Source organism: Mesorhizobium sp. RIZ17 (assembly GCF_051127865.1).
GTDB lineage: Bacteria > Pseudomonadota > Alphaproteobacteria > Rhizobiales > Rhizobiaceae > Mesorhizobium > Mesorhizobium humile.
Map to the genome: position 1 here is coordinate 1,944,289 of NZ_CP147861.1, position 25,980 is coordinate 1,970,268.

Annotated in this window: 23 protein-coding genes and 1 tRNA gene; 13 read left to right on the plus strand and 11 right to left on the minus strand. The window is 64.0% G+C overall.

Features of this window, described 5'->3' with window-relative positions; genetic code table 11:
• Window positions 1-110: 110 nt before the first annotated feature.
• Entirely contained in the window at window positions 111-947 is an 837-nt protein-coding gene (gene phhA, locus WDX12_RS09690; protein WP_434724724.1) for a phenylalanine 4-monooxygenase, read from the minus strand.
• Between the two features lie 136 nt (window positions 948-1,083).
• On the opposite strand from phhA, the gene WDX12_RS09695 reads away from it, so the two are divergent.
• Both WDX12_RS09695 and bchE read left to right on the plus strand, forming a co-directional pair.
• On the plus strand, window positions 1,084-1,560 hold the full coding sequence (locus WDX12_RS09695; protein ID WP_320293919.1) for an Lrp/AsnC family transcriptional regulator: 477 nt from the start codon (window positions 1,084-1,086) through the stop codon (window positions 1,558-1,560).
• 101 nt (window positions 1,561-1,661) lie between these two features.
• On the plus strand, window positions 1,662-3,230 hold the full coding sequence (gene bchE, locus WDX12_RS09700) for a magnesium-protoporphyrin IX monomethyl ester anaerobic oxidative cyclase (RefSeq protein ID WP_434724725.1): 1,569 nt from the start codon (window positions 1,662-1,664) through the stop codon (window positions 3,228-3,230).
• A 37-nt stretch (window positions 3,231-3,267) separates the two neighbouring features.
• Here the strand turns inward: bchE and argB are convergent, their stop codons facing one another.
• Window positions 3,268-4,161: an acetylglutamate kinase gene (argB, locus tag WDX12_RS09705; RefSeq protein WP_320293921.1), complete on the minus strand. Its 894-nt coding sequence runs from the start codon at window positions 4,159-4,161 to the stop codon at window positions 3,268-3,270.
• 410 nt (window positions 4,162-4,571) lie between these two features.
• Here argB and WDX12_RS09710 point away from each other — a divergent pair, with 410 nt between their 5' ends.
• From WDX12_RS09710 to msrB, 4 genes are all read left to right on the plus strand, one after another.
• Window positions 4,572-5,111, plus strand: a complete 540-nt coding sequence (locus tag WDX12_RS09710) for a sigma-70 family RNA polymerase sigma factor (protein WP_320293922.1) — start codon at window positions 4,572-4,574, stop codon at window positions 5,109-5,111.
• Complete coding sequence (locus tag WDX12_RS09715; protein ID WP_320293923.1) at window positions 5,108-5,830, plus strand: anti-sigma factor; 723 nt, start codon at window positions 5,108-5,110, stop codon at window positions 5,828-5,830. Before WDX12_RS09710 ends, WDX12_RS09715 begins: the two co-directional genes overlap by 4 nt.
• Before the next feature lie 206 nt (window positions 5,831-6,036).
• Entirely contained in the window at window positions 6,037-6,594 is a 558-nt protein-coding gene (locus WDX12_RS09720; protein ID WP_434724726.1) for a fasciclin domain-containing protein, read from the plus strand.
• A gap of 201 nt (window positions 6,595-6,795) precedes the next feature.
• A complete protein-coding gene (msrB, locus tag WDX12_RS09725; RefSeq protein WP_320293925.1) occupies window positions 6,796-7,299 on the plus strand; it encodes a peptide-methionine (R)-S-oxide reductase MsrB in 504 nt (167 codons plus the stop codon).
• Window positions 7,300-7,391: 92 nt separating this feature from the next.
• Here the strand turns inward: msrB and WDX12_RS09730 are convergent, their stop codons facing one another.
• On the minus strand, window positions 7,392-9,008 hold the full coding sequence (locus WDX12_RS09730; protein ID WP_434724727.1) for a DHA2 family efflux MFS transporter permease subunit: 1,617 nt from the start codon (window positions 9,006-9,008) through the stop codon (window positions 7,392-7,394).
• Window positions 9,009-9,126: 118 nt separating this feature from the next.
• Window positions 9,127-10,320 (minus strand): HlyD family secretion protein, encoded by a 1,194-nt coding sequence (locus tag WDX12_RS09735; RefSeq protein WP_434724728.1) that lies wholly within the window; start codon window positions 10,318-10,320, stop codon window positions 9,127-9,129.
• 133 nt (window positions 10,321-10,453) lie between these two features.
• On the opposite strand from WDX12_RS09735, the gene WDX12_RS09740 reads away from it, so the two are divergent.
• A complete protein-coding gene (locus WDX12_RS09740) occupies window positions 10,454-11,152 on the plus strand; it encodes a TetR/AcrR family transcriptional regulator (RefSeq protein WP_320293928.1) in 699 nt (232 codons plus the stop codon).
• Between the two features lie 206 nt (window positions 11,153-11,358).
• The gene (locus tag WDX12_RS09745; RefSeq protein ID WP_434724729.1) at window positions 11,359-13,818 is read left to right on the plus strand and encodes a DNA translocase FtsK; all 2,460 of its coding nucleotides are present in this window, start codon (window positions 11,359-11,361) and stop codon (window positions 13,816-13,818) included.
• A gap of 366 nt (window positions 13,819-14,184) precedes the next feature.
• On the opposite strand, the gene yihA is transcribed toward WDX12_RS09745, so the two are convergent.
• The 3 genes from yihA to WDX12_RS09760 form a co-directional block, all read right to left on the minus strand.
• Window positions 14,185-14,766, minus strand: coding sequence for a ribosome biogenesis GTP-binding protein YihA/YsxC (gene yihA / locus WDX12_RS09750; RefSeq protein ID WP_245442178.1), 582 nt, complete (start codon window positions 14,764-14,766; stop codon window positions 14,185-14,187).
• An 86-nt stretch (window positions 14,767-14,852) separates the two neighbouring features.
• A complete protein-coding gene (locus tag WDX12_RS09755) occupies window positions 14,853-15,491 on the minus strand; it encodes a CatB-related O-acetyltransferase (protein ID WP_434724730.1) in 639 nt (212 codons plus the stop codon).
• A 95-nt stretch (window positions 15,492-15,586) separates the two neighbouring features.
• Window positions 15,587-15,901 carry a hypothetical protein gene (locus WDX12_RS09760; protein ID WP_434724731.1) on the minus strand — a complete coding sequence of 105 codons (315 nt, stop codon included), beginning with the start codon at window positions 15,899-15,901 and terminating at the stop codon, window positions 15,587-15,589.
• A gap of 166 nt (window positions 15,902-16,067) precedes the next feature.
• Between WDX12_RS09760 and WDX12_RS09765 the strand changes: the two genes are divergently transcribed.
• The 3 genes from WDX12_RS09765 to WDX12_RS09775 are packed head-to-tail and all read left to right on the plus strand — an operon-like array spanning window position 16,068 to window position 19,355.
• Complete coding sequence (locus WDX12_RS09765; RefSeq protein WP_434724732.1) at window positions 16,068-16,532, plus strand: MarR family winged helix-turn-helix transcriptional regulator; 465 nt, start codon at window positions 16,068-16,070, stop codon at window positions 16,530-16,532.
• Complete coding sequence (locus WDX12_RS09770) at window positions 16,525-17,814, plus strand: HlyD family secretion protein (protein ID WP_434724733.1); 1,290 nt, start codon at window positions 16,525-16,527, stop codon at window positions 17,812-17,814. The genes WDX12_RS09765 and WDX12_RS09770 overlap by 8 nt, the downstream gene beginning before the upstream one ends.
• Window positions 17,811-19,355: a DHA2 family efflux MFS transporter permease subunit gene (locus WDX12_RS09775; protein ID WP_434724734.1), complete on the plus strand. Its 1,545-nt coding sequence runs from the start codon at window positions 17,811-17,813 to the stop codon at window positions 19,353-19,355. The genes WDX12_RS09770 and WDX12_RS09775 overlap by 4 nt, the downstream gene beginning before the upstream one ends.
• 64 nt (window positions 19,356-19,419) lie before the next feature.
• On the opposite strand, the gene WDX12_RS09780 is transcribed toward WDX12_RS09775, so the two are convergent.
• From WDX12_RS09780 to rpmH, 4 genes are all read right to left on the minus strand, one after another.
• Window positions 19,420-20,139 (minus strand): hypothetical protein, encoded by a 720-nt coding sequence (locus tag WDX12_RS09780; RefSeq protein ID WP_434724735.1) that lies wholly within the window; start codon window positions 20,137-20,139, stop codon window positions 19,420-19,422.
• A gap of 829 nt (window positions 20,140-20,968) precedes the next feature.
• Window positions 20,969-22,801, minus strand: coding sequence for a membrane protein insertase YidC (gene yidC / locus WDX12_RS09785; RefSeq protein WP_434724736.1), 1,833 nt, complete (start codon window positions 22,799-22,801; stop codon window positions 20,969-20,971).
• 13 nt (window positions 22,802-22,814) lie between these two features.
• Window positions 22,815-23,168, minus strand: coding sequence for a ribonuclease P protein component (rnpA, locus tag WDX12_RS09790; RefSeq protein WP_140708569.1), 354 nt, complete (start codon window positions 23,166-23,168; stop codon window positions 22,815-22,817).
• A 16-nt stretch (window positions 23,169-23,184) separates the two neighbouring features.
• Window positions 23,185-23,319 carry a 50S ribosomal protein L34 gene (rpmH, locus tag WDX12_RS09795; RefSeq protein ID WP_008833937.1) on the minus strand — a complete coding sequence of 45 codons (135 nt, stop codon included), beginning with the start codon at window positions 23,317-23,319 and terminating at the stop codon, window positions 23,185-23,187.
• A 255-nt stretch (window positions 23,320-23,574) separates the two neighbouring features.
• Between rpmH and WDX12_RS09800 the strand changes: the two genes are divergently transcribed.
• Together WDX12_RS09800 and WDX12_RS09805 are read left to right on the plus strand one after the other, a co-directional pair.
• Window positions 23,575-25,065, plus strand: coding sequence for a HAMP domain-containing sensor histidine kinase (locus WDX12_RS09800; protein WP_320293937.1), 1,491 nt, complete (start codon window positions 23,575-23,577; stop codon window positions 25,063-25,065).
• Between the two features lie 413 nt (window positions 25,066-25,478).
• A tRNA-Arg gene (locus WDX12_RS09805) sits at window positions 25,479-25,555 on the plus strand.
• Window positions 25,556-25,980 lie beyond the last annotated feature (425 nt).

Consider the following 25,980-nt stretch of genomic DNA (forward strand, 5'->3'; position numbering starts at 1 on the left):
TAATGTCGGTTGGGCGAAAACCGACCACAGAGCAATTCCAGGAAAACTGCGTTGCGGTTTGGGCTCGGCGACTTCGCCGTAGCCTCTGTCCGGAATTGCGTAAACAACAATCAGACCGTCGCCGGGTCGAGCGCCGGCTGGCCCTTGAACCGCGCCACGATGCCGGCGAGATCGCCACTGGCGAACGCATCGCGCAGCGCATCGAAGGACGGCAGCACGAAATAGGCGCGCTGGAACTTGTCGATCTCATAGCCGGTGCGCATCACCGTCGCGAGATCGAACGGCACATGGTGGGCGTCCTTGCTCTCGACCGCGAACTGCAGCTCGGTGAAGGATGACATCAGCCCGGCGCCGAAGGCCTTCACCGGCTGGCCAGGCTCCTGGATGAGGCCGTATTCGGCGCTGTACCAGTAGAGCCTTGTGATCATCTCGTCGCCGCCGAGCGCGATCATGCCCTCGGCCTTCTCGCCATACATCTGCATGAAATCGGCGAACACCGGCTGGGTCAGGATCGGCACATGGCCGAAGAAGTCGTGGAACATGTCCGGCTCGACGATGTAGTCGAGCTCCTTCCTCGTCCGCAGCCAGTTGGTGACCGGGAAGCGCCGGTTGGCGAGATGATCGAAGAACGGGCCGGCCGGAATGAGCCCAGGCACCGCGACGATCTCCCAGCCCGTCAGCTTGGTGAGCTTTTCGCTGACGGCATCGAAATCTGGAATCTTGTCGAGCAGGCCGAGCGCCGCGACGCCGTCGAGATAGGAACGGTGCGCGAGCTTCCGGGTCAGCTTCGTCTGGCGATCGCACAGCGTGCGCCACACCGCCTGTTCCTCGGCCGAATAGTCGTAGCCCTGCGCCACGGTGAAATCGGTGCGGCACACCGAATAGTCGCCGCGAAGGCCCTGCGCCGCGCATTCGGCGGCGTAATCGGCAACGCTGATCGTCATCATGTCCTCCTCGAAGATAGTGATCCGCGGATCGTGAAGAGGAGTTTAGGAGCGATCGCTGAGGCAAATCAGCCTTGTTTGTAGCTCGCCGGCTGATTTCGAGGTAAAAGCACTCGGATCAATGTGAGATCGAGAAGACATGCCTCAGTTCGACGATTTCGAGATAAAGATGCTCGACATCCTGCAGCGCGATGGCCGCAAGCCCGTGTCGGAGCTGGCGCAGGAGATCGGCCTGTCGACCACGCCCTGCGCGCGCCGCTTCGAGGCGCTGCAGGAAACCGGCATCATCAAGGGCTTTGCCGCCGTGCTCAGCCGCCGCGCCGTCGGCCTGACGGTCGAGGTGTTCATCCAGGTGCGGCTGGTCAGTCACAGCGACGGCTCGCCAGAAAGCTTCATCGCCGCCGTGCAGCGTATGGACGAGGTCTCGTCCTGCTGGACGATGACCGGCGACCACGATTTCCTGCTGCATGTCATGGTGCCGTCGGTGGACGAGCTGAACGCCTTCGTCATGCACCGGCTGATGCGGCTGCCCGGCGTGCGCGATGTCCACACGCAACTGGTGCTGCAGAACATCAAGGGCCCCGGCCATGTGCCGCTCAGCCATCTGCGGCGCTGATTCGGTCAAATCTGGCCAAAAGCTGCGTGGAAACTGCTGAACCGCGCCAAGGCGACTTCGACATCGCCGGTTAGCAAAGCGGACCAATCTGGAGGTCCGCCATGAACATCGTGCTGATCAATCCGCCGCACACGGCCATCGGCAGCCGCGTGCCCGACGACCATCTGCCGCCGCTCGGGCTGTTGGCGATCGGCGGTCCGCTGATCGATTCCGGCCATGAGGTGCGCCTTGTCGACGCCGAGTTCGGGCCGATGCCGCTTGCCGTGCTTGTCGACGAGGCCCTGCGCCGCGATCCGGATTTCATCCTGATCGGTCATTCCGGCTCGACCTCGGCGCATCCGACCGCCTTGCGCATCGCCGAAATGATCAAGGCGCGCGCGCCGGGCGTCATCGTCATCTACGGCGGCGTCTTCCCGACCTATCATTGGCGCGACATCCTCGTCGCGATGGACGTCTTCGATTTCATCGTGCGCGGCGAGGGCGAGGCGACCGCGACGGCGCTGGTCGAGGCGATCGAGATGCGCCAGCCGGTGGCGAGCGTCGCCGGCATCGCCTATCGCGACGACCTTGGCCGCGCTGTCGCCACGCAGCCGGCGATGACCATCGCCGATCTCGACGCCTACCGCGTCGGCTGGGAGCTGATCGATCATCGCCGCTACTCCTATTGGGGCGGCAAGCGGGCGGTGGTGATGCAGTTCTCGCGCGGCTGTCCGCATCTGTGCAACTATTGCGGCCAGCGCGGCTTCTGGACCCGTTGGCGTCACCGCGACCCGGTCAAATTCGCCAGGGAGATCGCCTGGCTCCATCGCGAGCACGGCGTCGAGCTGATCAACCTGGCCGACGAGAACCCGACCTCCTCGAAGAAAGCCTGGCGCGCCTTTCTCGACGCCATGATCGCCGAGAACGTGCCGGTGCTGATCGTCGGCTCGACCCGCGCCGACGATATCGTGCGCGATGCCGATATCCTGCATCTCTATCGCAGGGCTGGCGTCATCCGCTGGCTGCTCGGCATGGAGAACACCGACGAGGAGACCCTGTCGCTGATCCGCAAGGGCGGCAGCACCAAGTCCGATCGCGAGGCGATCCGGCTGCTCAGGCGACATGGCATCCTGTCGATGGCGACCTGGGTGGCCGGCTTCGAGGACGAGACCTTGCGCGATCTCTGGCGTGGCTTCCGCCAGCTCATCGCTTACGATCCCGACCAGATCCAGGCGCTTTATGTCACGCCGCACCGCTGGACGCCGTTCTTCCGCATCGCCCGCGACCGCAAGGTGATCCAGAAGGACGTCCGCCTATGGGACTACAAGCACCAGGTCCTGCACATGACGCGGCTGAAACCCTGGATGCTGTTCTTCGCGGTCAAGCTGATCGAGGTCGCCGTGCAGTCGCGGCCGAAAGCGCTGGCGCGCATCCTGTTCCACCCCGATCCCGAGCAGCGCCATTCGATGCGCTGGTACACGAAGATGGGCCGCCGCGTCTGGTTCAGCGAGGTTTGGGGCTTTCTTGCCCGCGATCGCCGCGTGACGGACGGGCCGACGCTAGCCGAATTCTGGGGCGCGCCGCAGGACGCCGAGGAGGAATCGATGGCCGTCCGGCAGCCGGCCCGAAGGCCGGTCGCGCCCGCTATTGAAGACCGGCGCGCACCGAAGGAAGAAAAGTTAGCCGGCTGATTATGGCAGTTCACCGAAACGGTGAACTTGCCCTTTCTTACGGAACGATCAGTGTGCCGGCGCCGTGCTCGGTGAAGAGTTCCAGCAGCACCGAATGCGGCGTCTTGCCGTTGAGGATGACGACACCCTCGACGCCGCGCTCGATCGCCTCGATGCAGGTCTCGACCTTCGGGATCATGCCGCCGGACACCGTGCCGTCCTTGATCAGCGCCTTGGCCTCGGCGACCGTCAGCTCGTCGATCAGCTTCTTGTTCTTGTCGAGCACGCCGGGCACGTCGGTGAGGAAGAGCAGGCGCGAGGCGCGGCAGGCGCCCGCGATGGCGCCGGCGAACGTGTCGGCATTGATGTTGTAGGTGTGGCCGTCGCGGCCCGGCGCCACCGGCGCCAGCACCGGGATCATTTCGGAGCGCGCGAGAAGATCGAGCAGCGTGCGGTCGACCTCGACCGGCTCGCCGACGAAGCCGAGATCGAGCACCCGCTCGATGTTGGAGTCGGGGTCGATCATGGTCTTGCGCGCCTTTTCGGCGAACACCATGTTGCCGTCCTTGCCGCAGAGCCCGATCGCCCACTCGCCCTCGGCGTTGATCAGCGCCACGATCTCCTTGTTGATCGAGCCGGCCAGCACCATTTCGACGATCTCGACCGTCTTCTGGTCGGTGACGCGCAGGCCGCCCTCGAACCTGGATTCGATGCCCATCTTGCTCAGCATCGCGCCGATCTGCGGCCCGCCGCCATGCACGACGATCGGGTTGACGCCGGATTGTTTCAGCAGCGCGATGTCGCGGGCGAAGGCCTTGCCGAGCTCGGTATCGCCCATGGCATGGCCGCCATATTTCACCACCACCGTCTTGTTCTCGTAACGCTGCATATAGGGCAGCGCGCGCGAGAGCAGCGCGGCCTGCATTTCGGCGGTGGCGGCGATGTCCGTCATCGGTATCGATCCCAGTTGAGCATGTCTCCCGAAAGTGGGTACCGGTTTCGGGATGAAGACATGCTTGAAATCAGAGTTAAAGCTTGAATGGCGGCCTCTTAGCGGGAATTGCCGCAGGCCGCAAACGGCTTTCCGGTCACAATGACGAAATCGTGCGTGGGAGGTTCTAAGCGGGGCACCTTGAGCGGCGCGCGCCGCTTCAGCCATCCGACAGCTTCTCCATCTGCGCGGCGAAGGAACCGCGAGATAGAGTGGTTCGCCGGTTCCGTGAAACGGTGAAACGCTCCAGCGGCGCAGGATTTGCTTGGCAACGACCCAGCGCCGAACCGTCTCGGATCGGCCCGCAGCCGCTGCTGGACAACGCTTCCGGCACCCGTTGCAAATAAATCGCAATCTTCTAATTTGCCGCTATGGCGCCGCAGGACATCAGCAAGCTGATCGTCCGGACTTCGATGAAGGACCGGGCCGCGTTCGATCTGCTCTACAAGCAGACCAGCGCGAAACTTTTCGGCGTCTGCCTTCGTGTATTGCGGGACAGGGGAGACGCGGAAGAAGCGCTGCAGGAGGTCTTCGTCAAGATATGGACGAAGGCCGATCGTTTCGCGGTTTCCGATCTGAGCCCGATTTCCTGGCTGGTGGCCGTTGCGCGCAACCATGCGATCGATCGCATCCGGGCGCGGCGCAGTCCTTCTGCCAACATCGATACGGTCCTCGACGTCGCCGATCCGACGCCGGGACCCGAGGCCATGGCTGTGGCGGGCGGCGAGACCGAACGCATCTACCATTGCCTCGACGAACTGGAGAAAGACCGGGCGGCGGCCGTCCGGGGCGCCTATTTGAGCGGCGAAAGTTATGCCGAGCTGGCGGAACGCTTCAAGGTTCCGCTGAACACGATGCGGACTTGGCTGCGGCGAAGCCTGCTCAAGCTTAGAGAATGCCTGGAAAGATGACTCTGGCGGAAGACAACGGACCGGAACGTGGAGGCGACGACCTGCTCGCCGCCGAATACGTTCTCGGCGTTCTGGCGGCCGACGAACGCCAGATCGCTTCCCGTCGCATCGACTCGGAAACGGCATTCGCCCGCCTGGTCGATGCCTGGGAGGTCCACTTCGCGCCGATGGCCGCTGCCTATGTCGCGGTCGAGCCGCCGGCTTCCGTCAAGGTGGCGATCGACCGCCGCCTGTTTGCCTCGTCCGCGTCGACATCCATCGCGCCCAGTAGCAGCGTTTGGGCGAGCCTTGCTTTCTGGCGCGGCCTCGCTGCCGCAGCAATGGCCGCTTTGGCCGTCTATGTCGCCCTGCCTTATGTCAATCCGCCGGCGCCGCAGGCCGAGACCAGGCTGGTCGCCTCTCTGGCCGCCGACAACAGCAACGTCAAATACCTTGCCGTCTATGACGCCGCCCGCCACGAGGTCGGCCTGTCGCTGGTTTCCGGCGATCGCGGCGCCGGCAAGGATTTCGAGCTGTGGATGATCGAGGGCAAGAACGCGCCGGTCTCGATGGGCGTCATCCCCGCCGGCCAGACCGCGCGCATGGCCGTCACCCCGGCCGTCCAGCAGAAGCTGGCGCAAGGCGCCGTGCTTGCCGTCAGCCTCGAGCCTTCGGGCGGTTCGCCGACCGGCCAGCCGACCGGTCCGGTCGTCGCCGCGGGTGACCTCAAGGGCATCTGATACCGGCGGCACATTCTAAAAGTCTAATGAAAGTCTATCTCCTGACTTTGCCAGTCGGATAAAGTTCGCTGTCATCGTTGGCGGGGCGAGCGAAATAGATCGATCGAAGAAAAAATCTCCCGACGTTCGTGAAACTAACTTTTTCCGGGCCCGTATCTCCTCGCGTTCCCAAGGACGGGAAGAAACAACCCGAGGAGACTGACATCATGCGTAAACTCGTCACCCTTTTGCTCGCTTCTACGCTCGGCCTTTCGGCGCTCGGCGCCGTCGCCTATGCCGCCAATCCGATGGTCGGCGGCGCGCCGATGTATGCCAAGAAGAACATCATCGAGAACGCCGTCAATTCGAAGGACCACACCACGCTGGTCGCTGCGGTCAAGGCCGCGGGCCTGGTCGACACGTTGCAGACCCCTGGTCCTTTCACTGTCTTCGCGCCGACCAACGAGGCCTTTGCCGCGCTCCCCGCCGGCACGGTCGACACGCTGCTCAAGCCCGAGAACAAGGACAAGCTGACCAAGATACTCACCTGCCATGTCATCGCCGCCAAGGCGCTGGCCGCCGATGTCGCCAAGATGGCCAAGGCCGATGGCGGCGCCCACCAGGTCAAGACGGTCGGCGGCTGCGAGCTGACGCTCAAGGCGGAGAAGGGCAAGGTCACCGTCACCGACGAGAACGGCAATGTCGCCCACGTCACCATCGCCGATGTCCGCCAGTCGAACGGCGTCATCCACGTCATCGACAAGGTTCTCTTGCCGAAGATGTAACAAAGCGGACCTGGCCGGCGAAGACATGGCTGAGCGCCGGCCGCGACATCCAAGATCCGCGCCGCCGGCAAGGGTGTGCTCCGCGTCGTGCCGCAAGGGCGGCGCGGAGCAGCATCCGAGCAAGGAAACGGACAGAGCGTCACCGGCTTTTGATTTCCGGGCGGCGCTCTATCTTGGCAAAATGCATCAGGAGGAACGGCCATGAACCGTCGCGATTTTCTCTGGAGCGGGGCTGCCGCCACCGCTCTCATCGTCGGATCCGGGGCGATGCTGCGCGCCGGTGGACCAGGACCCGCTCTCGCCGCCGAGACCTTCGAGGTCACCAAGACCGACGCCGAATGGCATGCCATACTGTCGGACGAGGCCTTCGACGTGCTGCGCAAGCAAGGCACGGAATATCCCGGCACCAGCCCGCTGCTCAACGAGCACCGCAAGGGCATCTTCGCCTGCGCCGGCTGCGACCTGCCGGTCTATTCGTCGGAGACGAAATTCGATTCCGGCACCGGCTGGCCGAGCTTCTACCAGGAGATCGCCAATTCCATCGGCAAGACCGTGGACACTTCGCTCGGCATGACGCGCACCGAGGTGCATTGCCGGCGCTGCGGCGGCCATCTCGGCCATGTCTTCGACGATGGCCCGCCGCCCACCGGCCTGCGCCACTGCATCAACGGCGTGGCGCTGAGCTTCAAGCCGGCCGCCGCCTGAAAACTTCGATCTCTCTAAAAGAAATGACCCCGGAAATCGTCGCCGATTTCCGGGGTCACGCGTTGAGGAAGCCAGGCGGGGGTTCCGGCTCCTCAATGGCCTCCGCCGCCACCGCCGCCCTGCTGGGCCGGCTTGTTGATGAACAGCACGAAGAATCCGAGCGAGGCGAACAGCACCGTCAGCATCATGAACACGTCCATGAAGGACAAAAGCGCCGCCTGCTGATGCACCATGCCGGACAGTTTCGAGATCGCGGCGCTTGTGGCGTCGAGGCCGGCGGTCTGCCCGAAATTCTGCGTCATGTTCTGCAGCTTGGTCTGCGCGGCGGAACTGCCCCACTGCACATGCTCGGCGAGCCGCGCGTAGTGGAAGGCGTTGCGGTCGATCAGCACCGTGTTGATCAGCGCCAGGCCGACGGCGCCGCCGAGATTGCGGGTCAGGTTGAACAGGCCCGATGCGTTCTTCAGCCGTTCCGGTGGCAGCGTGCCCAGCGCGATGTTGTTGATCGGCACCATGCACAGCATCATCGAGCAGCCGCGCAGGATCTGCGGGATCAACAGCTCATAGAAATCCCAGTCGGCGGTGAGATGCGTCATCCACCAGGTGCCGGTGGCGAAGCCGAGGAAGCCGATCATCATCATCAGCCTGAGATCGATCTTGTTCGACAGGATGCCGGCAACGGGCGCGGTGAAGAACATCGCCATGCCGCTGACGAACAACGCCTCGCCGATCATCATCGAATCGTATCCGCGGATACGCCCCAGGAACACGGGATAGAGATAGGTGAGCCCGTAAAGCCCTATGCCGACGACGAAGGAGAACAGCGAGCCGAAGGCGAAGTTGACGTTGCTGAACGCCCTCAAATCGACGATCGGCTCCTCGGCGGTGAAGACGCGCCAGAAGAAGATGATGCCGCCGATGGTCATGATGACGGCGCAGGCGAACACCGCCGGCTCCTGCAGCCAGTCATGGTTCGGGCCTTCCTCCAGCACATATTCCATGCAGCCGAGGAAAGCGGCCATGCCGATCAGGCCCCACCAGTCGAACTTCGAGAACAGCTTCAGGTTGGGCTTGTCGAAATCGATCAGCGCCCAGGCCGCCGTCGCCACCAGGATGCCGGGCACGACATTGATCAGGAACAGCCAGTGCCAGGACATGGCGTGGCTGATATAGCCGCCCACCGTCGGGCCGATCGTCGGCGCCAGCGTCGCCACCAGGCCGATCATCGGCGAGACGACGGCGCGCCTGGAGGGTGGGAAGATGGTGAAGGCGGCCGCGAACACGCTGGGGATCATGCCGCCGCCGATGAAACCCTGGATGGCGCGGTAGACGATCATCTGGTCGATATTGGTGGCGGTGGCGGCGAGCGCGCTGGCCGCGGTGAAGCCGGCCGCCGCGGTGGTGAACAACACGCGCGTCGACAGCATGCGGCTGAGGAAGCCCGACAGCGGGATCATCACCACCTCGGCGATCAGGTAAGCGGTCTGCACCCACGGGATCTCGTCGGAGCTGGCGCTCAGCCCCGCCTGGATTTCCGAAAGCGAGGCCGAGACGATCTGGATGTCGAGGATCGCCATGAACATGCCGAACACCATCGCCAGGAAGGCGACGACGCGGCGCACCGGCATATGGTCCGCGGGCAGGGCCGGCGCGGCGGCAGCGACGGAGCGTCCCGGCGCTGATCCTGCGGTGATGGTTGCGGTTGCCATGTCATGGCCTCCCTAAGCAATTCTTGGCACAGCGCGCTTGGCGGTCCCGAATTGCGTCGAAACGGATAAAGCAGGCTGGGCGGCTCGGCGCTCGATTGGCCACCGAACCGCCCCCCAATTAGTTGGTCGTCGAGGCCGGCGCGGTGCGGCTGTCGACCGCGACGACGACGCTCAAGCCGGCGCGCAGCTTGCCGGTCTTCAGCACGTCGGCCGGCACGTCGATGCGCACGGGCACGCGCTGCACCACCTTGGTGAAGTTGCCGGTGGCATTTTCCGGCGGCAGCAGCGAGAACACCGCCCCCGAAGCCGGCGCCAGCGAGGAGACCGTGCCCTCGAAGGTCTGGCCGTCGATCGCGTCGACGGTGATGCGGACCTTCTCACCGGGCACCATGCGGCCGAGCTGCGTCTCCTTGAAGTTGCCGACGATGTAGAGCTTGTCCATCGGCACGACGACGGCGAGCTTCTGTCCGGGGCTGACGAGGTCGCCCTGTTCGACAGAACGGTTGCCGACGACGCCGTCATAGGGCGCCTTCAGCACGGTGAAGGACAGGTCGCGCTGCGCCTTGTCGCGGGTGAGCTGCAGCGAGGCGAGCGTCGAGGCCGATTCCGCGCGCTGCGCTTCCAGAACGCCGATATTGGCCTGCGCCGCGGCGATCTGTGCATCGGCGCCGACAAGCGCCGCCTTGGCCTGGTCGAGCGCGGTCTGGGCGTCGTCGAGCTGGGCCTGCGTGCCGACATGGGTCTTGAGCAGCTGCGCGGCGCGGTCCTGCGCGCGCGCCGCATTGTCGGCTGCGGCCTGGTCCGCGAGCTTCTGCGCATCGGCCTGCGACAGCGAGGCCTGGGCCGCCTTTGTCTGGGCGTCGATGCGGTCGAGCGTCTTCGCCAATGTGGCGATCTGCGCCTCGGCCTGGGCGACGGCTATTCTGTAGTCGCCATTGTCGATGGCGAACAGCGGATCGCCGGCCTTGACCTGCTGGTTCTCGCTCACCAGCACCTTGTCGATATAACCGGATATTTTCGGCGACACGAACGACATATCGGCCTGGACATAGGCGTCGTCGGTGGAGATCATGAAGCGGCCGTCGGTCCAATAGTTATACCCATACCAGGAGCCGGCGCCGAGCAGGGCAAGGCCAATGATCGGCAAAAGGAAAGAGCGCACCGAACGCTTCTTCTTGGCAGGCGCTTCGGCCGCCGGCGGCGCTACCGGGGTGGCGGGCTGTACGGGAATTTCCGGCGCTTCGGTCGAGGGTTGGACCTTGGCGTTGGGAAACGTGCGGACTTCGGCGGTGGCGGGCGCGTTCGAGGACATGGCGATCTCTCTGGAATGTCAGTCAGACTGAACCGTTCGGTTCGAATTGGTGATTGACATAGCGCGGAAAGAGGACCATATCAAGAGGAAATCGAACCGAGCGGTTCGAAATATTTTCTAAGGAATGACTTCCATGGTCGAAACGACAGCCGATAGCGATCTGCTCGACTTACGCAAGGGCCGTCCGGCCGCCGGACAGGACCCGGTCAAGCGCGCCCAGATCATCGAGGGTGCCCGCCGCGTCTTCATAGACAAGGGTTTCGAGGCCGCCTCGATGAATGACATCACCCGCGAGGCCGGGGTCTCGAAGGGCACGATCTACGTTTATTTCGAAAACAAGGAAGAGCTGTTCGAGGCTCTCATCGAGGAAGAGCGCGGCACCATCTTCAAGAACTTGTATGAGGTGCTCGACCACTTCGACGACTTGCGCAAGACGCTGGTGAAGTTTGGCATAGCGCTTTCGGTGAAGATCACCTCGGTCAAGGTCATCCAGGCGCAGCGAACCGTAGTCGGCGCCGCCGACCGGATTCCCGAGCTTGGCGCGCGCTTCTACGAGCGCGGTCCGAAGCGCGGCCACGACAGGATGATGGTCTTCCTCGATGAAGCCGTCGGGCGCGGCCTCTTGCAGATCGATGACGTTGATCTCGCCGCCTATCAGTTCACCGAGCTCTGCCTCGCCGGCCTGTTCCGCCAGTGTATCTTTTCCTACCGCACCAAGGCGCCGAGCCAGGCCGAGATCGAACATGTAGTGCGGTCGGGCGTCGACGTCTTCCTCAAGGCCTACGCCACGGAAAAATTCCTCGCCGAGGAAAAGGCGTTACAATCGGCCTGACTGCCCCGGGCACTTGAATCCCAAAGCGTGCGAAAGCAAGGCTGAAGGGCCTCGGCGCGCCTTTGTGACGTCGTCGAGATCGTCCGCAGACCCCTCTGAAAATATCGATAGGCATCGCTGCGGCATGCGCTTTCGGAAGGACCTGTTAACCATCGCTTCCTATGTCTCGGGAGACGTTCAATCGGCGAGTCTCGAGAATGACATCCATGCGTTTTCCCCGTGCCAATCTTTCCGGCGCTTCCGCCGAAGACGATCATCGCGCGGAGGATGTCGGGCGCCGTGGCGGGGTCTCGCAGCCGCAGGCGCAACCGGGGCAGGTGGTCGCCTTGCGCGCTGTCCCGGCAGGCGGATCGGACGCGGCTCGTGCCGGGTCGTCCGAATCGGCCGACGGCGGCGAATTCAACCGTCCCGCCTGGCAGAACTATTTCTTCCTTGCGCCCAATGTGCGTTTCACGCGCACGCCGGACACCGACCTCAAGCGCACTGCCTCTCATGCGGAAGATGTCACGCAGGGCAATGCATCCGCATCCGAACCCGTCCGGCCCGCGCCGCCGGCCCCGGCGGTTGCCAATCCAGTCCGTGCGATTCCCGCAGCGTCCGCGGCTCGCGCCGCTGCGCCGGCGCAGGCCAGACCGGTCCGCGCACCTTCCATGGTCGCTCCAGCTGCGGTCTCGGCCTCTCCAGCCGCGCCCTCCCAGGTTGCCGCCGCTGCGGCGCCCAAGCCGCGACCAAGCGGATTGCGCTGGTCCTATCTTTCCGACCACGCCTTTTTCGAATTCGGCATGCCCTTCCTCGCCGAGCGCCTGGCGCGGGCGCGTTTGAACGAAGCCGGTCAGGCGCCCGCCGTTCCGGCGCAACCGCAGGTCAAGCCGATGCCGGCGCATCGTCCGGCGGCCCAGTCAAGCCAAGCCCCCTTCATGAGCGAGGCGACCTCGTTTTACCGGGTCATCGAATGGCGCTCCAACGTGGCGAACACCGGCCCTGCTTCGACGCCGGCCCCGGCAGCCGTCCAGCCGACGCCGGTCGAGCCACCGGTTTCCGCCCCGCCGAGCGTAAGGACGGCCAGGCAGGCGCCTTCGCTGCCGATGGCCGGCGAGGTCATGCCGCTATCGGCGATGGTCGGCTACGAGCTGCCCTCCGAGGACCTTTTGCAGATGCCGCCGGAAGGCCAGGGCTTCTACATGTCGCAGGAGCGGATGGAGCAGAACGCCGACCTGCTCGAAAGCGTGCTCGAGGATTTCGGCGTCAAGGGCGAGATCATCCATGTCCGCCCCGGTCCGGTCGTCACGCTCTACGAGTTCGAGCCGGCGCCGGGCGTGAAATCCAGCCGCGTCATTGGCCTCGCCGACGACATCGCCCGCTCGATGTCGGCCATCTCGGCGCGCGTCGCCGTGGTGCCGGGCCGCAATGTCATCGGCATCGAATTGCCCAACGAGACACGCGAGACCGTCTATTTCCGCGAGCTGATCGGATCGGCCGGCTTCCGCAACACCTCCTGCAAGCTGGCGCTCGGCCTCGGCAAGACGATCGGCGGCGAGCCGGTCATCGCCGAGCTTGCCAAGATGCCGCATCTGCTGGTGGCCGGCACCACCGGCTCCGGCAAGTCGGTCGCCATCAACACCATGATCCTGTCGCTGCTTTATAGGATGAAGCCGGAGGAATGCCGCCTCATCATGGTCGACCCCAAGATGCTGGAGCTCTCCGTCTATGACGGCATCCCGCATCTCCTGACGCCGGTCGTCACCGATCCCAAGAAGGCCGTCACGGCGCTCAAATGGGCGGTGCGCGAGATGGAGGACCGCTACCGCAAGATGGCGCGCCTCGGCGTGCGCAACATCGACGGCTACAACCAGCGCGCGGCAAGCGCCCGCGACAAGGGCGAGGTCGTGACCATGCAGGTGCAGGCAGGCTTCGAGAGGAGCACCGGCGAGCCGCTGTTCGAGGAGCGCGTGATCGACCTCGCGTCCATGCCCTATATCGTCATCATCGTCGACGAGATGGCCGACCTGATGATGGTGGCCGGCAAGGAGATCGAGGGCGCCATCCAGCGCCTGGCGCAGATGGCCCGCGCCGCCGGCATCCATCTGATCATGGCCACACAGCGCCCGTCGGTCGACGTCATCACCGGCACCATCAAGGCCAATTTCCCGACCCGCATCTCCTTCCAGGTGACGTCCAAGATCGACAGCCGCACCATCCTTGGCGAGCAGGGCGCCGAGCAGCTGCTCGGCCAGGGCGACATGCTGCACATGGCTGGCGGCGGGCGCATTTCGCGCGTGCATGGTCCCTTCGTGTCCGACCTGGAGGTCGAGCAGGTCGTGGCGCACCTGAAGGCGCAGGGGCGTCCCGAATATCTCGACACCGTCACCGCCGACGAGGAAGAGGTTGAGGAAACGGCTGAAGCCGGCCCCGTCTTCGACAAGAGTTCGATCGCCGAGGAGGATGGCGACGCGCTCTACGAGGAAGCCGTCAAGGTGGTCAAGCGCGACAAGAAATGCTCGACCTCCTACATCCAGCGGCGCCTCGGCGTCGGCTACAACCGCGCCGCCTCGTTGGTCGAGCGCATGGAAAAGGAAGGACTGGTCGGCGCCCCCAACCATGTCGGCAAGCGCGAGATCCTCACCGGCCGGCGCGATCGTGAGCCCGAACGCGAGGAGACGGATTGAGCGGGGGAGTTTGGAGTTGGCCGAAACGCCTCCCCCAACATCGTCATCCACGGGCGGAGCAAGGAGCGAAGCGACGCGGCGCAGACCCGAGGATCCATGCCGTGACCTAGAAGCGCCGCGGCGGTCCAGCATTCTGCACCGTTGCACATTCCGGTCGATGCAACGGCATGGATTCTAGGGTCTGCGCCGCGTCGCTTCGCTCCTTGCTCCGCCCTAGAATGACGAGGTTGGGGAGCCTTCAGCTCATCGCCAGCGTTTGCGCTAATTACCCCAACGGACTTTGACAAACTTGCCCACGGTTGGGCCAGCGCGCCTTTCAAAATCCTGCACAGAGTCCTGTCTTATCTGACGCGGTTTCGGCGGACCTCAGCCGCCGTTCGCCACCAGGGCGATGGCCGCGCGCAACTCGTCCAGCCCTGCGGCTTTCTCCGATGAGGTGGCCAGCACGACCGGAAACGCCGCTGGCCGCTTCTTGATCTTGGCCAGCGTTTCCTCGATCAGCCTCGGCACGCCGGCGGCCTTGATCTTGTCTGTCTTGGTCAGCACCACCTGGTAGGACACCGCTGCCTTGTCGAGCAGGGTCAGCACTTCCTCGTCCTTGGCCTTGATGCCGTGGCGCGCATCGATCAGCACATAGACGCGCTTCAGCGTCACGCGACCCTGCAGATACTCGTAGATGAGTTTCGTCCACTCATCGACCTTGTCCTTCGGCGCGCTGGCATAGCCGTAGCCCGGCATGTCGACCAGCGCCATCGGCGGCAGGTCGGCGCCCTCGCCGGAAAAGCCGTCGGGCACGAAATAGTTGAGCTCCTGCGTGCGGCCCGGCGTGTTCGACGTGCGCGCCAGGCCCTTGTGCCCGACCAGCGCGTTGATCAGCGACGACTTGCCGACATTGGAACGGCCGGCAAAAGCGATCTCCGGCGGTCCTTCCGGCGGCAGGAATTTCATCGACGGCACGCCGCGGATGAAGATCCAGCCGCGGGTGAACAGCTCCGGGCTTACCGCAGTTTCGTTCGGGGTCTTGTCCGGCGCGTTCAAACCGCTGCCTCCAGCCTGGAAATATCGGCGCCGCGAATGGCATTGAGGTTGCGGCTGATCTTATCGACCGGCCAGTCCCACCAGGCCGCCTTGAGCAGCCGCCGCACCGTGAATTCGTCGAAGCGCATCTTCACCACCTTGGCCGCATTGCCGGCGACGATCGCATAAGGCGGCACGTCGTGCGTGACAACCGATTTCGCCGCCACGATGGCGCCGTCGCCCACCGTCACGCCCGGCATGATCACCGCATCCATGCCGATCCACACGTCATTTCCGATGATGGTATCGCCGCGGATCTCCTTCGACCACGTCTCAGGGTCGAAGCCTTCCTCCCAGCCATGGCCGAAGATATTGAACGGATAGGTCGAGAAGCCGGACATGGCGTGGTTGGCGCCGTTCATGATGAAGCGCGCGCCTTCGGCGATGGCGCAGAACTTGCCGATCACCAGCCGGTCGCCGATGAAGTCGTAGTGATGCAGCACGCATTTCTCGGCGAATTTGTCGGGGCCGTCGGGGTCGTCGTAATAGGTGAAGTCGCGGATCTCGATGTTGGGCGACGTCACCAATCCCTTCAGGAAGCCGACGCGCGGATGCATCGCGACAGGATGCTTGATGTTGGGATTGGGCCCGGTCATCGCCGTCCCTCCATGGTTCCATAGGCATGTTCTGGGCGCGGCCCGCACGCCCGCGCCCGATCAAACTAACGTGATCCTTTGATAGCACCAACCGTTCAATGGTTGCCGCGGCAGATCACGACCGGATTGGAAAGGGCGCTGTCGAAGCCGCTGCCCTGATAGACCTGGACGTTCGATGCCCCGGGCGGCAGCGAGAAGCTGCCCTCGACGATTTTCTGGTCGCCGGCCGTCGTGTGCAGCGCCCAGCTGAAGGTGCAGAATTGCGGCCGCGCCTTGGGTTGCACGTGGCTGCAGTTGAGCTGCGCGCCGCCCAGCATCGCCGCTCCGCTGCAGCTCACCGCGTCCTTCGCGGCGGCCGGAAAAGCGTATCCCATGAGCAGCGCCAGCATGATGATCTTGAGCCGGTTCATCGTCTTGTCCTTGCCGCAAACCAGGCCGGTCCGGCCGGGTTGTGGCCTATGCGATATTTTTACCAAGCGCCTTAGTCGGTCTTGCGCTCGGCGTCCAGCCGGATTATGTGCATGATGATAATAAGCATGCTCATGAAAGTTTGTCCGCCGACTCCGAAGTCCTCCCATGTCCGCCTCGCCCAATATCAGCTTCGTCCTGCACGATGTCGCGCGCCTGCTCAGGAAGCGGTTCGAGCAGCGGTCGCGCGCCTTTGGCCTGACCCGCGCGCAGTGGCAGGTGCTGGCTTATCTTTCGGTGCATGAGGGCATCCACCAGAACAAGCTGGCCGACCTCATCGAGATCATGCCGATCACGCTCGCGAGGCTGCTCGACAAGATGCAGGCGCGCGGCTTCATCGAGCGGCGGCCCAATCCGGCCGACCGCCGGGCGTGGCTTCTCTTCCTGACCCCGAAGGCCCATCCGCTCGTCGAAGTGATGCGCGGCAACGGCCAAAAGACGCGCGAGGAGGCCTTCACCGGCCTGTCCGCGGATGCGCAGCGGCAATTGCTGCAAACCCTTTGCCTGATCAAATCCAATCTGCTCGAGGCCTGCACCCAGCCGGCCATCGACCGGGAGAAAGTCCATGTCTGAAGGAACCTCACCCAGAAAGTCCGCCGACGGAGAAAATGCCGGCGAAAGAGCAAGCGACCAGGTCATCCGCCTGGACAGCCAGCGCGAGCAGAGGCGCGCCAATCCGCCTGTCGTCGAAGACGATGAGCTGGAAGCGCCCGTAGCGCCGGAGCCGGTAGCCGAGGCTCCCTCGGCCCAGCCGAAGCCGGCCGCCGTCACGGTGGCTGCGCCCGCTCCCGCCAGGCCGCGCCGCAGCCGGACGCGGCCGATCCTGTTTGCGCTGCTGCCGGTCGCGCTGGTCGCCGGCGGCTACTATTACGTCGTCGGCGGCCAGATCATGACCACCGACAACGCCTATATCCAGGCGCAGTCGCTCGGCGTTTCGACCGATGTCTCCGGCACCGTGCAGGAGATCGACGTGCAGGACAACCAGGCGGTGAAGAAGGGCGACGTGCTCTTCCGGCTGCGGCCTGCCTCCTTCGAAACCGCGCTTGCCGGCGCCAAGGCGCAGCTCGGCACGGTGCGCAACCAGGTGCTGACGCTGCAGGCGAGCTACCGGCAGTCGCTGGCATCGATCGACCAGGCGCAAGCGGACATTCCCTATTACGAGTCCGCCTTCCAGCGTCAGCAGGACCTGCTCAAGACCTCGACCGCCTCCAAGGCGACCTTCGACAGCGCCCAGCACGACCTCATAGCGGCCCGCCAGAAGGTGACCGTCGCCAAGGCGCAGGCGCAGGCGATGCTTGCCCAGCTTGGCGGCGACGCCAGCCAGCCGGTCGAGCGGAACCCGTTCTATCTGCAGGCTCAGTCGGCGGTTGACGACGCACAGCGCAACCTCACCGATTCCATCGTCAAGGCGCCGTTCGACGGCATCGTCACCAATGTGGACGCGCTGCAGGTCGGCAAGTACCTGCCGGCCTCGCAGCCAGCCTTCAGCCTGGTGTCGTCGAGCGACATCTGGATCGCGGCCGAGCCCAAGGAAACCGAGCTCACCTACGTGCGCCCCGGCCAGACGGCGACGATCAGCATCGACGGCTATCCGGGCGAGGTCTGGCACGGCACCGTCGGCTCGATCAGCCCGGCTTCCTCGTCGAGCTTCTCGCTGCTGCCGGCGCAGAACACCAGCGGCAACTGGGTCAAGGTCGTGCAGCGCATCCCGATGCGGGTGACGATCGACGATCCCCAAGGCAAGCCGCCGCTGCGCGGCGGCATGAGCGCCGTCGTCAGCATCGACACAGGCCACGCCCGCGGCCTGCCGGACTTCATCGCCGACCTCTTCAAGCAATCCGGATCAAAGTCATGACAACGGCTTCCGCGACAGGCGCGCCCGTGGTCGCCAATCGCGGCGCCATCACCGCTTGCGTGATCCTGGCGGTCATCATGCAGGCGCTGGACACCACCATCGCCAATGTGGCGCTGCCCTATATCCAGGGCAGCGTCTCGGCGAGCGCCGACCAGATCAACTGGGTGCTCACCTCCTATATCGTCGCCGCCGCGGTGATGACGCCGCCATCCGGCTATCTTGCCAACCGCTTCGGCCGCAAGCGCATCCTTTTGGTGGCGATCACCGGCTTCGTGGTCGCCTCGGTGCTGTGCGGCTTCGCCCAGTCGCTGCCGCAGATCGTCGGCTTCCGCCTGCTGCAGGGGCTGTTCGGCGCGGCGCTGGTGCCGCTGTCGCAGTCGATCCTGCTCGATATCTACAGCGTCGAGGAGCGCGGCTCGGCCATGGCGCTGTTCGGTGTCTCGGTCATGGTCGGTCCGGTGCTTGGCCCGGTCATCGGCGGCTGGCTGACCGAGAACGTCTCCTGGCGCTGGGTCTTCTACATCAACGTGCCGATCGGCGCGCTGGCTTTCATCGGCGTCTCGATGTTCGTCCAGGAAACCAAGCTCGACTTGAAGGCCAGGCTGGACTGGCTGGGCTTCGGCATGCTCTCGATCGCCATCGCCTCGCTGCAGATGTTCCTCGACCGCGGCGAGCAGCTCAACTGGTTCTCATCGGCCGAGATCATCGTCGAGGCCCTGGTCTGCGCGTCGGCCTTCTACATCTTCATCGTCCACACCTTCACCGCGCGCGATACTTTCGTGAATCCACGGCTGTTCCTCGACCGCAACTTCGCCGTCGGCATGGTGTTCATCTTCATCATCGGCATCACCTATCTCGCCTCGCTGGCGCTGATGACGCCCTATCTGCAGACGCTGATGGGCTATCCGGTGGTGACGGCCGGCATCGTCATGGGGCCGCGCGGCCTCGGCACCATGGCCTGTATGTTCGTCGTCGGCCGGCTGGTCGGCAAGGTCGACACGCGCTGGCTGCTGTTCATCGGCCTGGCGATCACCGCCTGGGCGATGTACGACATGACCGGCTGGACGCCGGACGTCTCGCAATGGACGATCATCAGCACCGGCTTCATCCAGGGCGCCGGCTTGGGCTTCCTGTTCGTGCCGCTCACCACCATCACCTTCGCCACGCTGGCGCCGGAGCGGCGCTCGGAAGGCACTGGTCTCTACAATCTGTCGCGCAACATCGGCTCCAGCGTCGGCATCTCGGTGGTCTCCGCGCTTCTGACGCAGAACCAGCAGATCAACCACGCCAACATCGCCGCCTATGTGACGCCCTACAACCCGGCCTTCAGCGATCCGGCGGTCTCGCAGGCGCTGAGCCCCTACACCGCCGCCGGCCGCGCCGCGCTCGACGGCCTGGTCACGCTGCAGGCGACGATCATCTCCTATGTCGACGACTTCAAGCTGATGATGATCCTGTCCTTGGCCGCCATCCCGCTGGTGCTTTTGCTGCGCAAGCCGGGCACGCCGGCCAAGGTCGATCACAGCGCCGTCATGGAATAAGGCTCGGAACCGTATCAGCCGCCGCCTGCGCGCGGCGGCGCGGATGCCTGCGGCATGGGCCGCTTCATTTGTAATAATCACCGGAGAATCTGACATTCGCGCCGCCGCAAATGCCGCCGTCCGTGACGTTGTCGCTCACGACGAGGGCCGCATTGTCCAACGCGACGATGACGCGGCAACTGTCAGGACCATGATCATCAGGATACGCAAACACGGCGACGTTGTTGTGCGGCGCCGCCGGCCCGGGCGGCATGTCGCCGGTATTGGGACCGCCGGGAGCTTCTTCTTTGGACGGGTGCGCCGAGGGATAAAATGCTTCGCCCTCGGCCCCAAGGGCATCGCCTTCGACGCGCAGCTTGATCCAGTTGCCGAATGCTTCGCGCCATTTGCCTTTCCACGCCTTAAGCGGCAGCGGCGGGCGCGGCGCGATGTCGGTCTGTTTGACATAGCCGCCGACATCCATGCTCGAGCCGGCAACATAAACGCAGACATAGGGTCCGCTGATACGGCTCGTCGTGAGCACCAGTTCGTTTTTCTTGAGATGTAACGACGACTTGCACAGGCCGCTGTCATCGGGGCAGGGCGCTTCTGTCTTGCGCAGATCGATGCCCTTCGAAGGTCTGACCTCCGCCAACCCCAAGCCGGCATTGGCAGGATCCCCGACCTGACATATGTCGGAGGCTTGAGCGGCCGCGGACAAAAGCGCACCCACGATAACCGCGCCGACAGCAGCGAAGCGCCACGCGGATCGGGGCAATCCGGCGGCGCGCGGCATCGAAGACATGTTCATCTCCCTGTTGAGCCGCTCTATGCCGGCTGAAGCACCGGCTGTTGCGATTTAGAGTATCGCTCCTGACGTGCGAGGTCTGCTGTTATATTCGACCGCCGCGTGCCATTTTTCATTGCAGCTTCGATGGCTGTTGCGATTTCGGATTTCTGTTCCCTCGCCTGTGGCTTGCCGGACCTGCGACGCAGCCGCCGACCTGTTTGGCAATGCATCATTCACAGATATCAGACATCGATCCGCGGAGAGGACCGGGGTCCCGCCGCGGGACCCCGGCCTGCCGGACAGCCTCCCAAACACCGGCGTCATTGCGCCGGAAGCCATCCGGCCTTTTTGGGGAGGACCAGAATGATACGAGGCTAGCCGGCGCGGAGTTTCAGGAATTCCGAATAATTTCCCGAAAAGCATTCTCGCCCCAGTGCATCGAAGGCAATAACGTATGGGTTTATCGGCGGCCCAACGCCGATCAAGGCATGCCGGCTATCTGAACGCGGAAAGCCGTACGCGATCACCTTGCCCGAATGGCGCCGACGTTGGAGATTGGCCGAAATCCCCCGGGACGTCGTCATCCTAGGGCTTGACCCGAGGATCCATTCCGTGACCTCTGCCGCAGAGTGTGACGGTGCAGAATTCCGTAACCGTCGCAATGCCTTAGCGTAACGGCATGGATTCCAGGGTCTGCGCGCGTCGCTCCGCTCCTTGCTCCGTCCTGGCATGACGATCGGGGTGTAGGCCACGGCCAATCGCGAATGTTGGCGCTGTCTCGTTGGCATCTCCAACAAAAAACCCGGCCGAGGCCGGGTTTTTGGTTTGGAGCTCGCGGAGCCTTCTATTCCGCCGGCGATGGTTTCTTGCGGAATAGCGCCGCCAGATTGTCCCACAATTCGATCTTGGCGCCCTGGCGCTTCATGATCACGCCCTGCTGCAGGATCGACAGCGTGTTGTTCCAGGCCCAGTAGATGACGAGGCCGGCCGGGAAAGAACCCATCATGAAGGTGAAGATCACCGGCATCCAGGTGAAGATCGCCGCCTGCGTCGGGTCCGGCGGCGCCGGGTTCATGCGCATCTGCAGGAACATGGTGATGCCCATCACCACCGCCCAGGCGCCCATATGCGGCAGGAAGGCGGGCGCCGCGAACGGCAGCAGGCCGAACAGGTTGAAAATCGACGTCGGATCGGGCGCCGCAAGGTCGTGGATCCAGCCGAAGAATGGCGCATGCCGCATCTCGATGGTGATGTAGAGCACCTTGTAGAGCGAGAAGAAGACCGGGATCTGCAGCGCCACCGGCCAGCAGCCGGCGAGCGGATTGATCTTCTCGGTCTTGTAGAGCTCCATCATCGCCTGCTGCTGCTTCATCTTGTCGTCCGCGTATTTCTCGCGGATCTCGACCATCTTCGGCTGCACCTTCTTCATGTTCGCCATCGAAGCGTAGGATTTGTTGGCCAACGGGAAGAAGATCGCCTTGACGATGACGGTGGTGGCGAGGATCGCCAGGCCGAAATTGCCGAAGAATTTGTAGAGCGTGTCGATGAGCCAGAACATCGGCTTGGTGATGAAATAGAACCAGCCCCAGTCGATCATCAGGCTGAACTGGCGGATTTGCCGGTCCTTTTCATAGGCGTTGATGGTCGAGACTTCCTTCGCTCCGGCGAAGATTTCGGACTCGACCGTCGTCGACTGGCCGGGCGCGACGCTGATCGCGTCGGACAGGTAGTCGGACTGGTAGCTGTGGCTGTGCGGTCCGTCCTTGAACTCGAAATAGGAGAATTTCGGCTGGAAAGGCTGCTTTTCCGACGGGATGAGCGTCACGGCCCAGTATTTGTCGGTGATGCCGAGCCAGCCATTGGTCGACTTGCTGGGCGTGTATTCCTTGTCCTTCTCGATCTTGGCGTATTTGTATTCCTGCAGTCCTTCGCTGCCGGTGACGCCGATCAGGCCCTCATGCAGCACATAGGTGCTGGCGACGGCCGGCTTGTCGAAACGCGTGACGCGCCCGTAATTGTAAAGCGAGACGGCGGCCGTTCCCGAATTCTGCACCGTGTCGGAAACGGTGAACATGTACTCGTTGTCGATCGAGATGGTGCGCTTGAACGTCAGGCCCTTGTCGTTGGTGAAGGTCAGCGTCACCGGGCTCGACGGCGTCAGCGTCGAATTGCCGTCGACGCTCCACACCGTGTCCGCGCCGGGAACAGTACCGGTGGTGTCGTTGCCGACGAAGCCGATCTCGGCGAAATAGCCATTGGGCAGCGACGAGGGGTTGAGCAGCTCGATCTCGGGCGAGTTCTTGTCGACCGTCTCGGTGTAGTGCTTGAGCTTCAGGTCGTCGAGGCGCGCGCCGGTCAGGTTGATCGAGCCTTCGAGGCTCGGCGTGTCGATCTTGACGCGCTTGGTCGCGGCGATCGCCTGGTCGCGGCTGGCCGCCGTCACGGTATCGCCACCGGGCGCGCCGGGAACGCTGCCGGCGGTCGGCGCCGGCGTTCCGGCCGCGCCGGAATTGGCGCCGCCGCCCGCTTCCTTCTTCTGCGCTTCGACGCGCTGCTGCTCTATGCGGGCCTGTTCGCGTTGCTGCTCCATGCGCGGGTTCATGTAGAACACCTGCCAGAGCGTCAGGATCAGCACCGACAAAGCGATGGTGATGAAGAAATTGCGGTTGTTTTCCATCGAAAGCCCTGGCCTATCGTGTTCCGCGCAGCCGGCGGGAGAGCTCGGCCTTCAACTGGCCGAACGGAATGGCAAGCACGTCTTCACGCCCGACGATGACATAGTCATTGCCGGGCGCCATGTCATCGGCGGCATGAACGCGCACGGCTTCCCGCAGCCGCCGCCGGACGCGGTTGCGCACCACGGCGTTGCCGACCTTCTTCGTGACGGTGTAGCCGACGCGCGGCGCAAGGTCGTCGCCGCGGTCGAGAACTTCAACGAGAAAAAGCCGTCCGCGGCGTTTCTCGCCGCCGCGCACAGCCAGGAATTCCGCGCGTTTCAGAAGCCGCCCGGGAGTTTTCCCCTTTGGCTTGCCGGTTGCGGGCAACGATCTCGTCTTTCGTTCAGGCGCTGAGCCGCTTGCGGCCGCGATTGCGGCGGGCGGCAACGACGCCACGGCCACCCTTGGTGGCCATGCGGGCACGGAAACCATGCCGGCGCTTACGGACGAGCTTGGACGGTTGGTAGGTACGCTTCATTTGTTTTAATACCGCGGGGTGCGGCCCTTCTTGATTCTGTCACTCTGTAACAGGAGCTTTGCCGGGCCGGCTTAGGCGCGATCGAAACCGCGCCGGGACGAATGGCCCGAGCGTGAGCGGCTTATAGAAAGAAGGTTTTTGGAAGTCAATCCGGGGTGCTCGCGAGGGCTTTTTTTGCTGGTCCAAGGTTGAAATTGGCAAAAAAGCCGCAAATCGCATAATCTTGGCCGATCAAGCCTTTGTGAATGCGCGTCAATGACGAGTGAAACTCTGCCCACGAACGAGAAGGCAAGGCCGGCGGCGAATTCGACGCGCCGGGTGCCGCTGTCGCGCGGCCTGTCCACCAAGCTTCTCTTCCTCACCATCGCCTTCGTGCTTCTGGCTGAAATCCTGATCTTCCTGCCCTGGATCGCCAGCTACCGGGTCAACTGGCTGAAGGAGCGGCTGAGCACCGCCGCCGCCGTGTCGATCGTGCTCTTGCAGGGCGAGCCCAACTCGCTGTCGCACAATGCCCAGAACGACGTGCTGATGGCGATCGGCGCCAAGGCGATCGCCGTGCGCGACGGCGGGGTGTCGCGGCTGCTTGTCGTTTCCGACATGCCGCCCCAGGTCGACGAGCATATCGACATCGCCGATGTCGGCCTGGTCAACGGCATGACCGGCGCGCTCGATACGCTGTTCTTCGGCGGCAAGCACATGCTGCGCGTCTTCGGCCCGGTCGGCGACAGCGACAAGGAATTCGAGCTGATCATGCCGGACTACCGGCTGCGCGACGCCATGCTTCGATATTCGCGCAACGTCGCCGTCGTCTCGCTGCTGATTTCGCTGTTCACCGCCATGCTGGTTTACGCGGCGATCGACCTGATCATGATCGGGCCGATCCGCACCATGACGCGCTCGATCCTGGCCTTCTCCGAGGCGCCCGACGATCCCGGCCGCGTCATCCGGCCCGCCGACCGCGCCGACGAGATCGGGGTGGCTGAGCGCGAGCTGTCGCAGATGCAGGACCGGCTGCAGAAGATGCTGTCGGAACAGAAGCATCTCGCTGACCTCGGCCTGGCCGTCTCGAAGATCAACCACGACATGCGCAACATCCTGGCGTCCGCGCAGCTGATGTCGGATCGCCTGCGCCAGGTGAAGGACCCGACCGTGCAGACCTTCGCGCCGAAGCTCTTGCGCGCCCTCGACCGCGCCGTCGCCTATTCCGAAGGCGTGCTTCACTATGGCCGCACGCAGGAGCCGGCGCCGTCGCGCCGCCGTGTGCGGCTGCGCCAGCTGGTCGACGACGTGCACGGCCTGCTCGACATCGAGGACGGCATCGAGTTCATAAACGGCGTCGAGACCGCCTTCGAGGTCGACGCCGATTCCGACCAGCTGTTCCGGGTGCTCACCAATCTGTGCCGCAACTCCGTGCAGGCGATGGCCGCCGATACCGAAAGCGCGGTGGTGCGCCGGCTGGCGGTCGCGGCCGAGCGCCACGGCAGCGTCAGCCGCATCATCGTCACCGACACCGGCCCCGGCCTGCCGCCCAAGGCGCGCGAGAACCTGTTCGCCGCCTTCCGCGGCTCGGCGCGCAGCGGCGGCACCGGACTTGGCCTGGCGATCGCGCACGAGCTGATCCGCGCCCATGGCGGCACGGTCGAGCTCGTCGAATCGATCGGCGGCCGCACCGTCTTCGCCGTCACCATCCCCGACCAGCCGGTGCGGCTCGACCAAGCGCGCAACGGCCTGCGCCGTCCGGCCTGAGGTGTGCCGATATTCAGGTGATGCCGGCCTGCGAACGGCGGCTTCCTGCGCTTCCGGCCTTCGCCGGCCGAAGCAATCATGATAGTGACGGGTGAGCAGATTAGGCTTCGGCCGGCATAGGCCGGTGCTCAGGTACTTCAAGTACGCTCCGCTCCGGCCTTCGCCGGCCGAAGCCCTCATAAGTGTTTCCGCTCTATGAAGGCTACGGCCGGCGTAGGCCGGTTCTCGTAAGCCACCATTCTCGGCTCGGCCTGACCTGAATCTCGACCCACCTCGACGCCGTTGAAGGGGCTGCGACAAAACTTTTGCCGGATCGACTTGCTTTTCGCAAATTCAGTCGTTAGGGAACACTCCACATCGCGGCCGGCCGTCTCGACCGGATCGCGGGGCCTGTTTCATGCACGGCCTGTTGCGCGCCCGTAGCTCAGCTGGATAGAGCACCAGACTACGAATCTGGGGGTCAGGAGTTCGAATCTCTTCGGGCGCGCCACTCCCACCCAGAGGCCTGGCCTAGAGGGTTGAGCGATCGCTCCCTCCGTCTTAGGTTTCCGTTGTCTATTCGCACTTACGCTTAACCGCTATCCAAGGACGCAACGTAAGCGCGGTACAGTGCTCGGCCGCGACTGGCGCCTCCCCGGTGGGCGTCGGCCAGATCTCATCCAGCTTCACCAACGTTTCATCCGAGAGCTTGAGCGATGGCGCCTTCAGGTTCTGCTGGAGTTGCTCGACGGTGCGCGGACTGCTGCCGCCATATCGTCTTCTTCATGCCGTTATGGGGAACTTGACTCATCTGCATTCTCCTCAAGCATGTTCTATGAGGTAAAAGAAAGCGATAGATCACGATAGGTGGAAAGCCTCATTTGATGCGGCACCGGGAGGGATGCTCGATTTGCCTCGCAACGACAGGTTCGAATT

Coding starts and splice junctions, on each gene's coding strand:
- yihA (WP_245442178.1), bottom strand. CDS start 14,766: ATGAAATTCCTGCCGCCGGAAGGACCGCCGGAGATCGCTTTTGCCGGC.
- WDX12_RS09760 (WP_434724731.1), bottom strand. CDS start 15,901: ATGAACCGGCTCAAGATCATCATGCTGGCGCTGCTCATGGGATACGCT.
- WDX12_RS09715 (WP_320293923.1), top strand. CDS start 5,108: ATGACTCTGGCGGAAGACAACGGACCGGAACGTGGAGGCGACGACCTG.
- WDX12_RS09775 (WP_434724734.1), top strand. CDS start 17,811: ATGACAACGGCTTCCGCGACAGGCGCGCCCGTGGTCGCCAATCGCGGC.
- rpmH (WP_008833937.1), bottom strand. CDS start 23,319: ATGAAGCGTACCTACCAACCGTCCAAGCTCGTCCGTAAGCGCCGGCAT.
- WDX12_RS09770 (WP_434724733.1), top strand. CDS start 16,525: ATGTCTGAAGGAACCTCACCCAGAAAGTCCGCCGACGGAGAAAATGCC.
- phhA (WP_434724724.1), bottom strand. CDS start 947: ATGATGACGATCAGCGTTGCCGATTACGCCGCCGAATGCGCGGCGCAG.
- WDX12_RS09710 (WP_320293922.1), top strand. CDS start 4,572: ATGGCGCCGCAGGACATCAGCAAGCTGATCGTCCGGACTTCGATGAAG.
- WDX12_RS09735 (WP_434724728.1), bottom strand. CDS start 10,320: ATGTCCTCGAACGCGCCCGCCACCGCCGAAGTCCGCACGTTTCCCAAC.
- WDX12_RS09720 (WP_434724726.1), top strand. CDS start 6,037: ATGCGTAAACTCGTCACCCTTTTGCTCGCTTCTACGCTCGGCCTTTCG.
- msrB (WP_320293925.1), top strand. CDS start 6,796: ATGAACCGTCGCGATTTTCTCTGGAGCGGGGCTGCCGCCACCGCTCTC.
- WDX12_RS09780 (WP_434724735.1), bottom strand. CDS start 20,139: ATGTCTTCGATGCCGCGCGCCGCCGGATTGCCCCGATCCGCGTGGCGC.
- WDX12_RS09765 (WP_434724732.1), top strand. CDS start 16,068: ATGTCCGCCTCGCCCAATATCAGCTTCGTCCTGCACGATGTCGCGCGC.
- WDX12_RS09800 (WP_320293937.1), top strand. CDS start 23,575: ATGACGAGTGAAACTCTGCCCACGAACGAGAAGGCAAGGCCGGCGGCG.
- argB (WP_320293921.1), bottom strand. CDS start 4,161: ATGACGGACATCGCCGCCACCGCCGAAATGCAGGCCGCGCTGCTCTCG.
- WDX12_RS09755 (WP_434724730.1), bottom strand. CDS start 15,491: ATGACCGGGCCCAATCCCAACATCAAGCATCCTGTCGCGATGCATCCG.
- WDX12_RS09730 (WP_434724727.1), bottom strand. CDS start 9,008: ATGGCAACCGCAACCATCACCGCAGGATCAGCGCCGGGACGCTCCGTC.
- WDX12_RS09745 (WP_434724729.1), top strand. CDS start 11,359: ATGCGTTTTCCCCGTGCCAATCTTTCCGGCGCTTCCGCCGAAGACGAT.
- yidC (WP_434724736.1), bottom strand. CDS start 22,801: ATGGAAAACAACCGCAATTTCTTCATCACCATCGCTTTGTCGGTGCTG.
- WDX12_RS09695 (WP_320293919.1), top strand. CDS start 1,084: ATGCCTCAGTTCGACGATTTCGAGATAAAGATGCTCGACATCCTGCAG.
- WDX12_RS09740 (WP_320293928.1), top strand. CDS start 10,454: ATGGTCGAAACGACAGCCGATAGCGATCTGCTCGACTTACGCAAGGGC.
- bchE (WP_434724725.1), top strand. CDS start 1,662: ATGAACATCGTGCTGATCAATCCGCCGCACACGGCCATCGGCAGCCGC.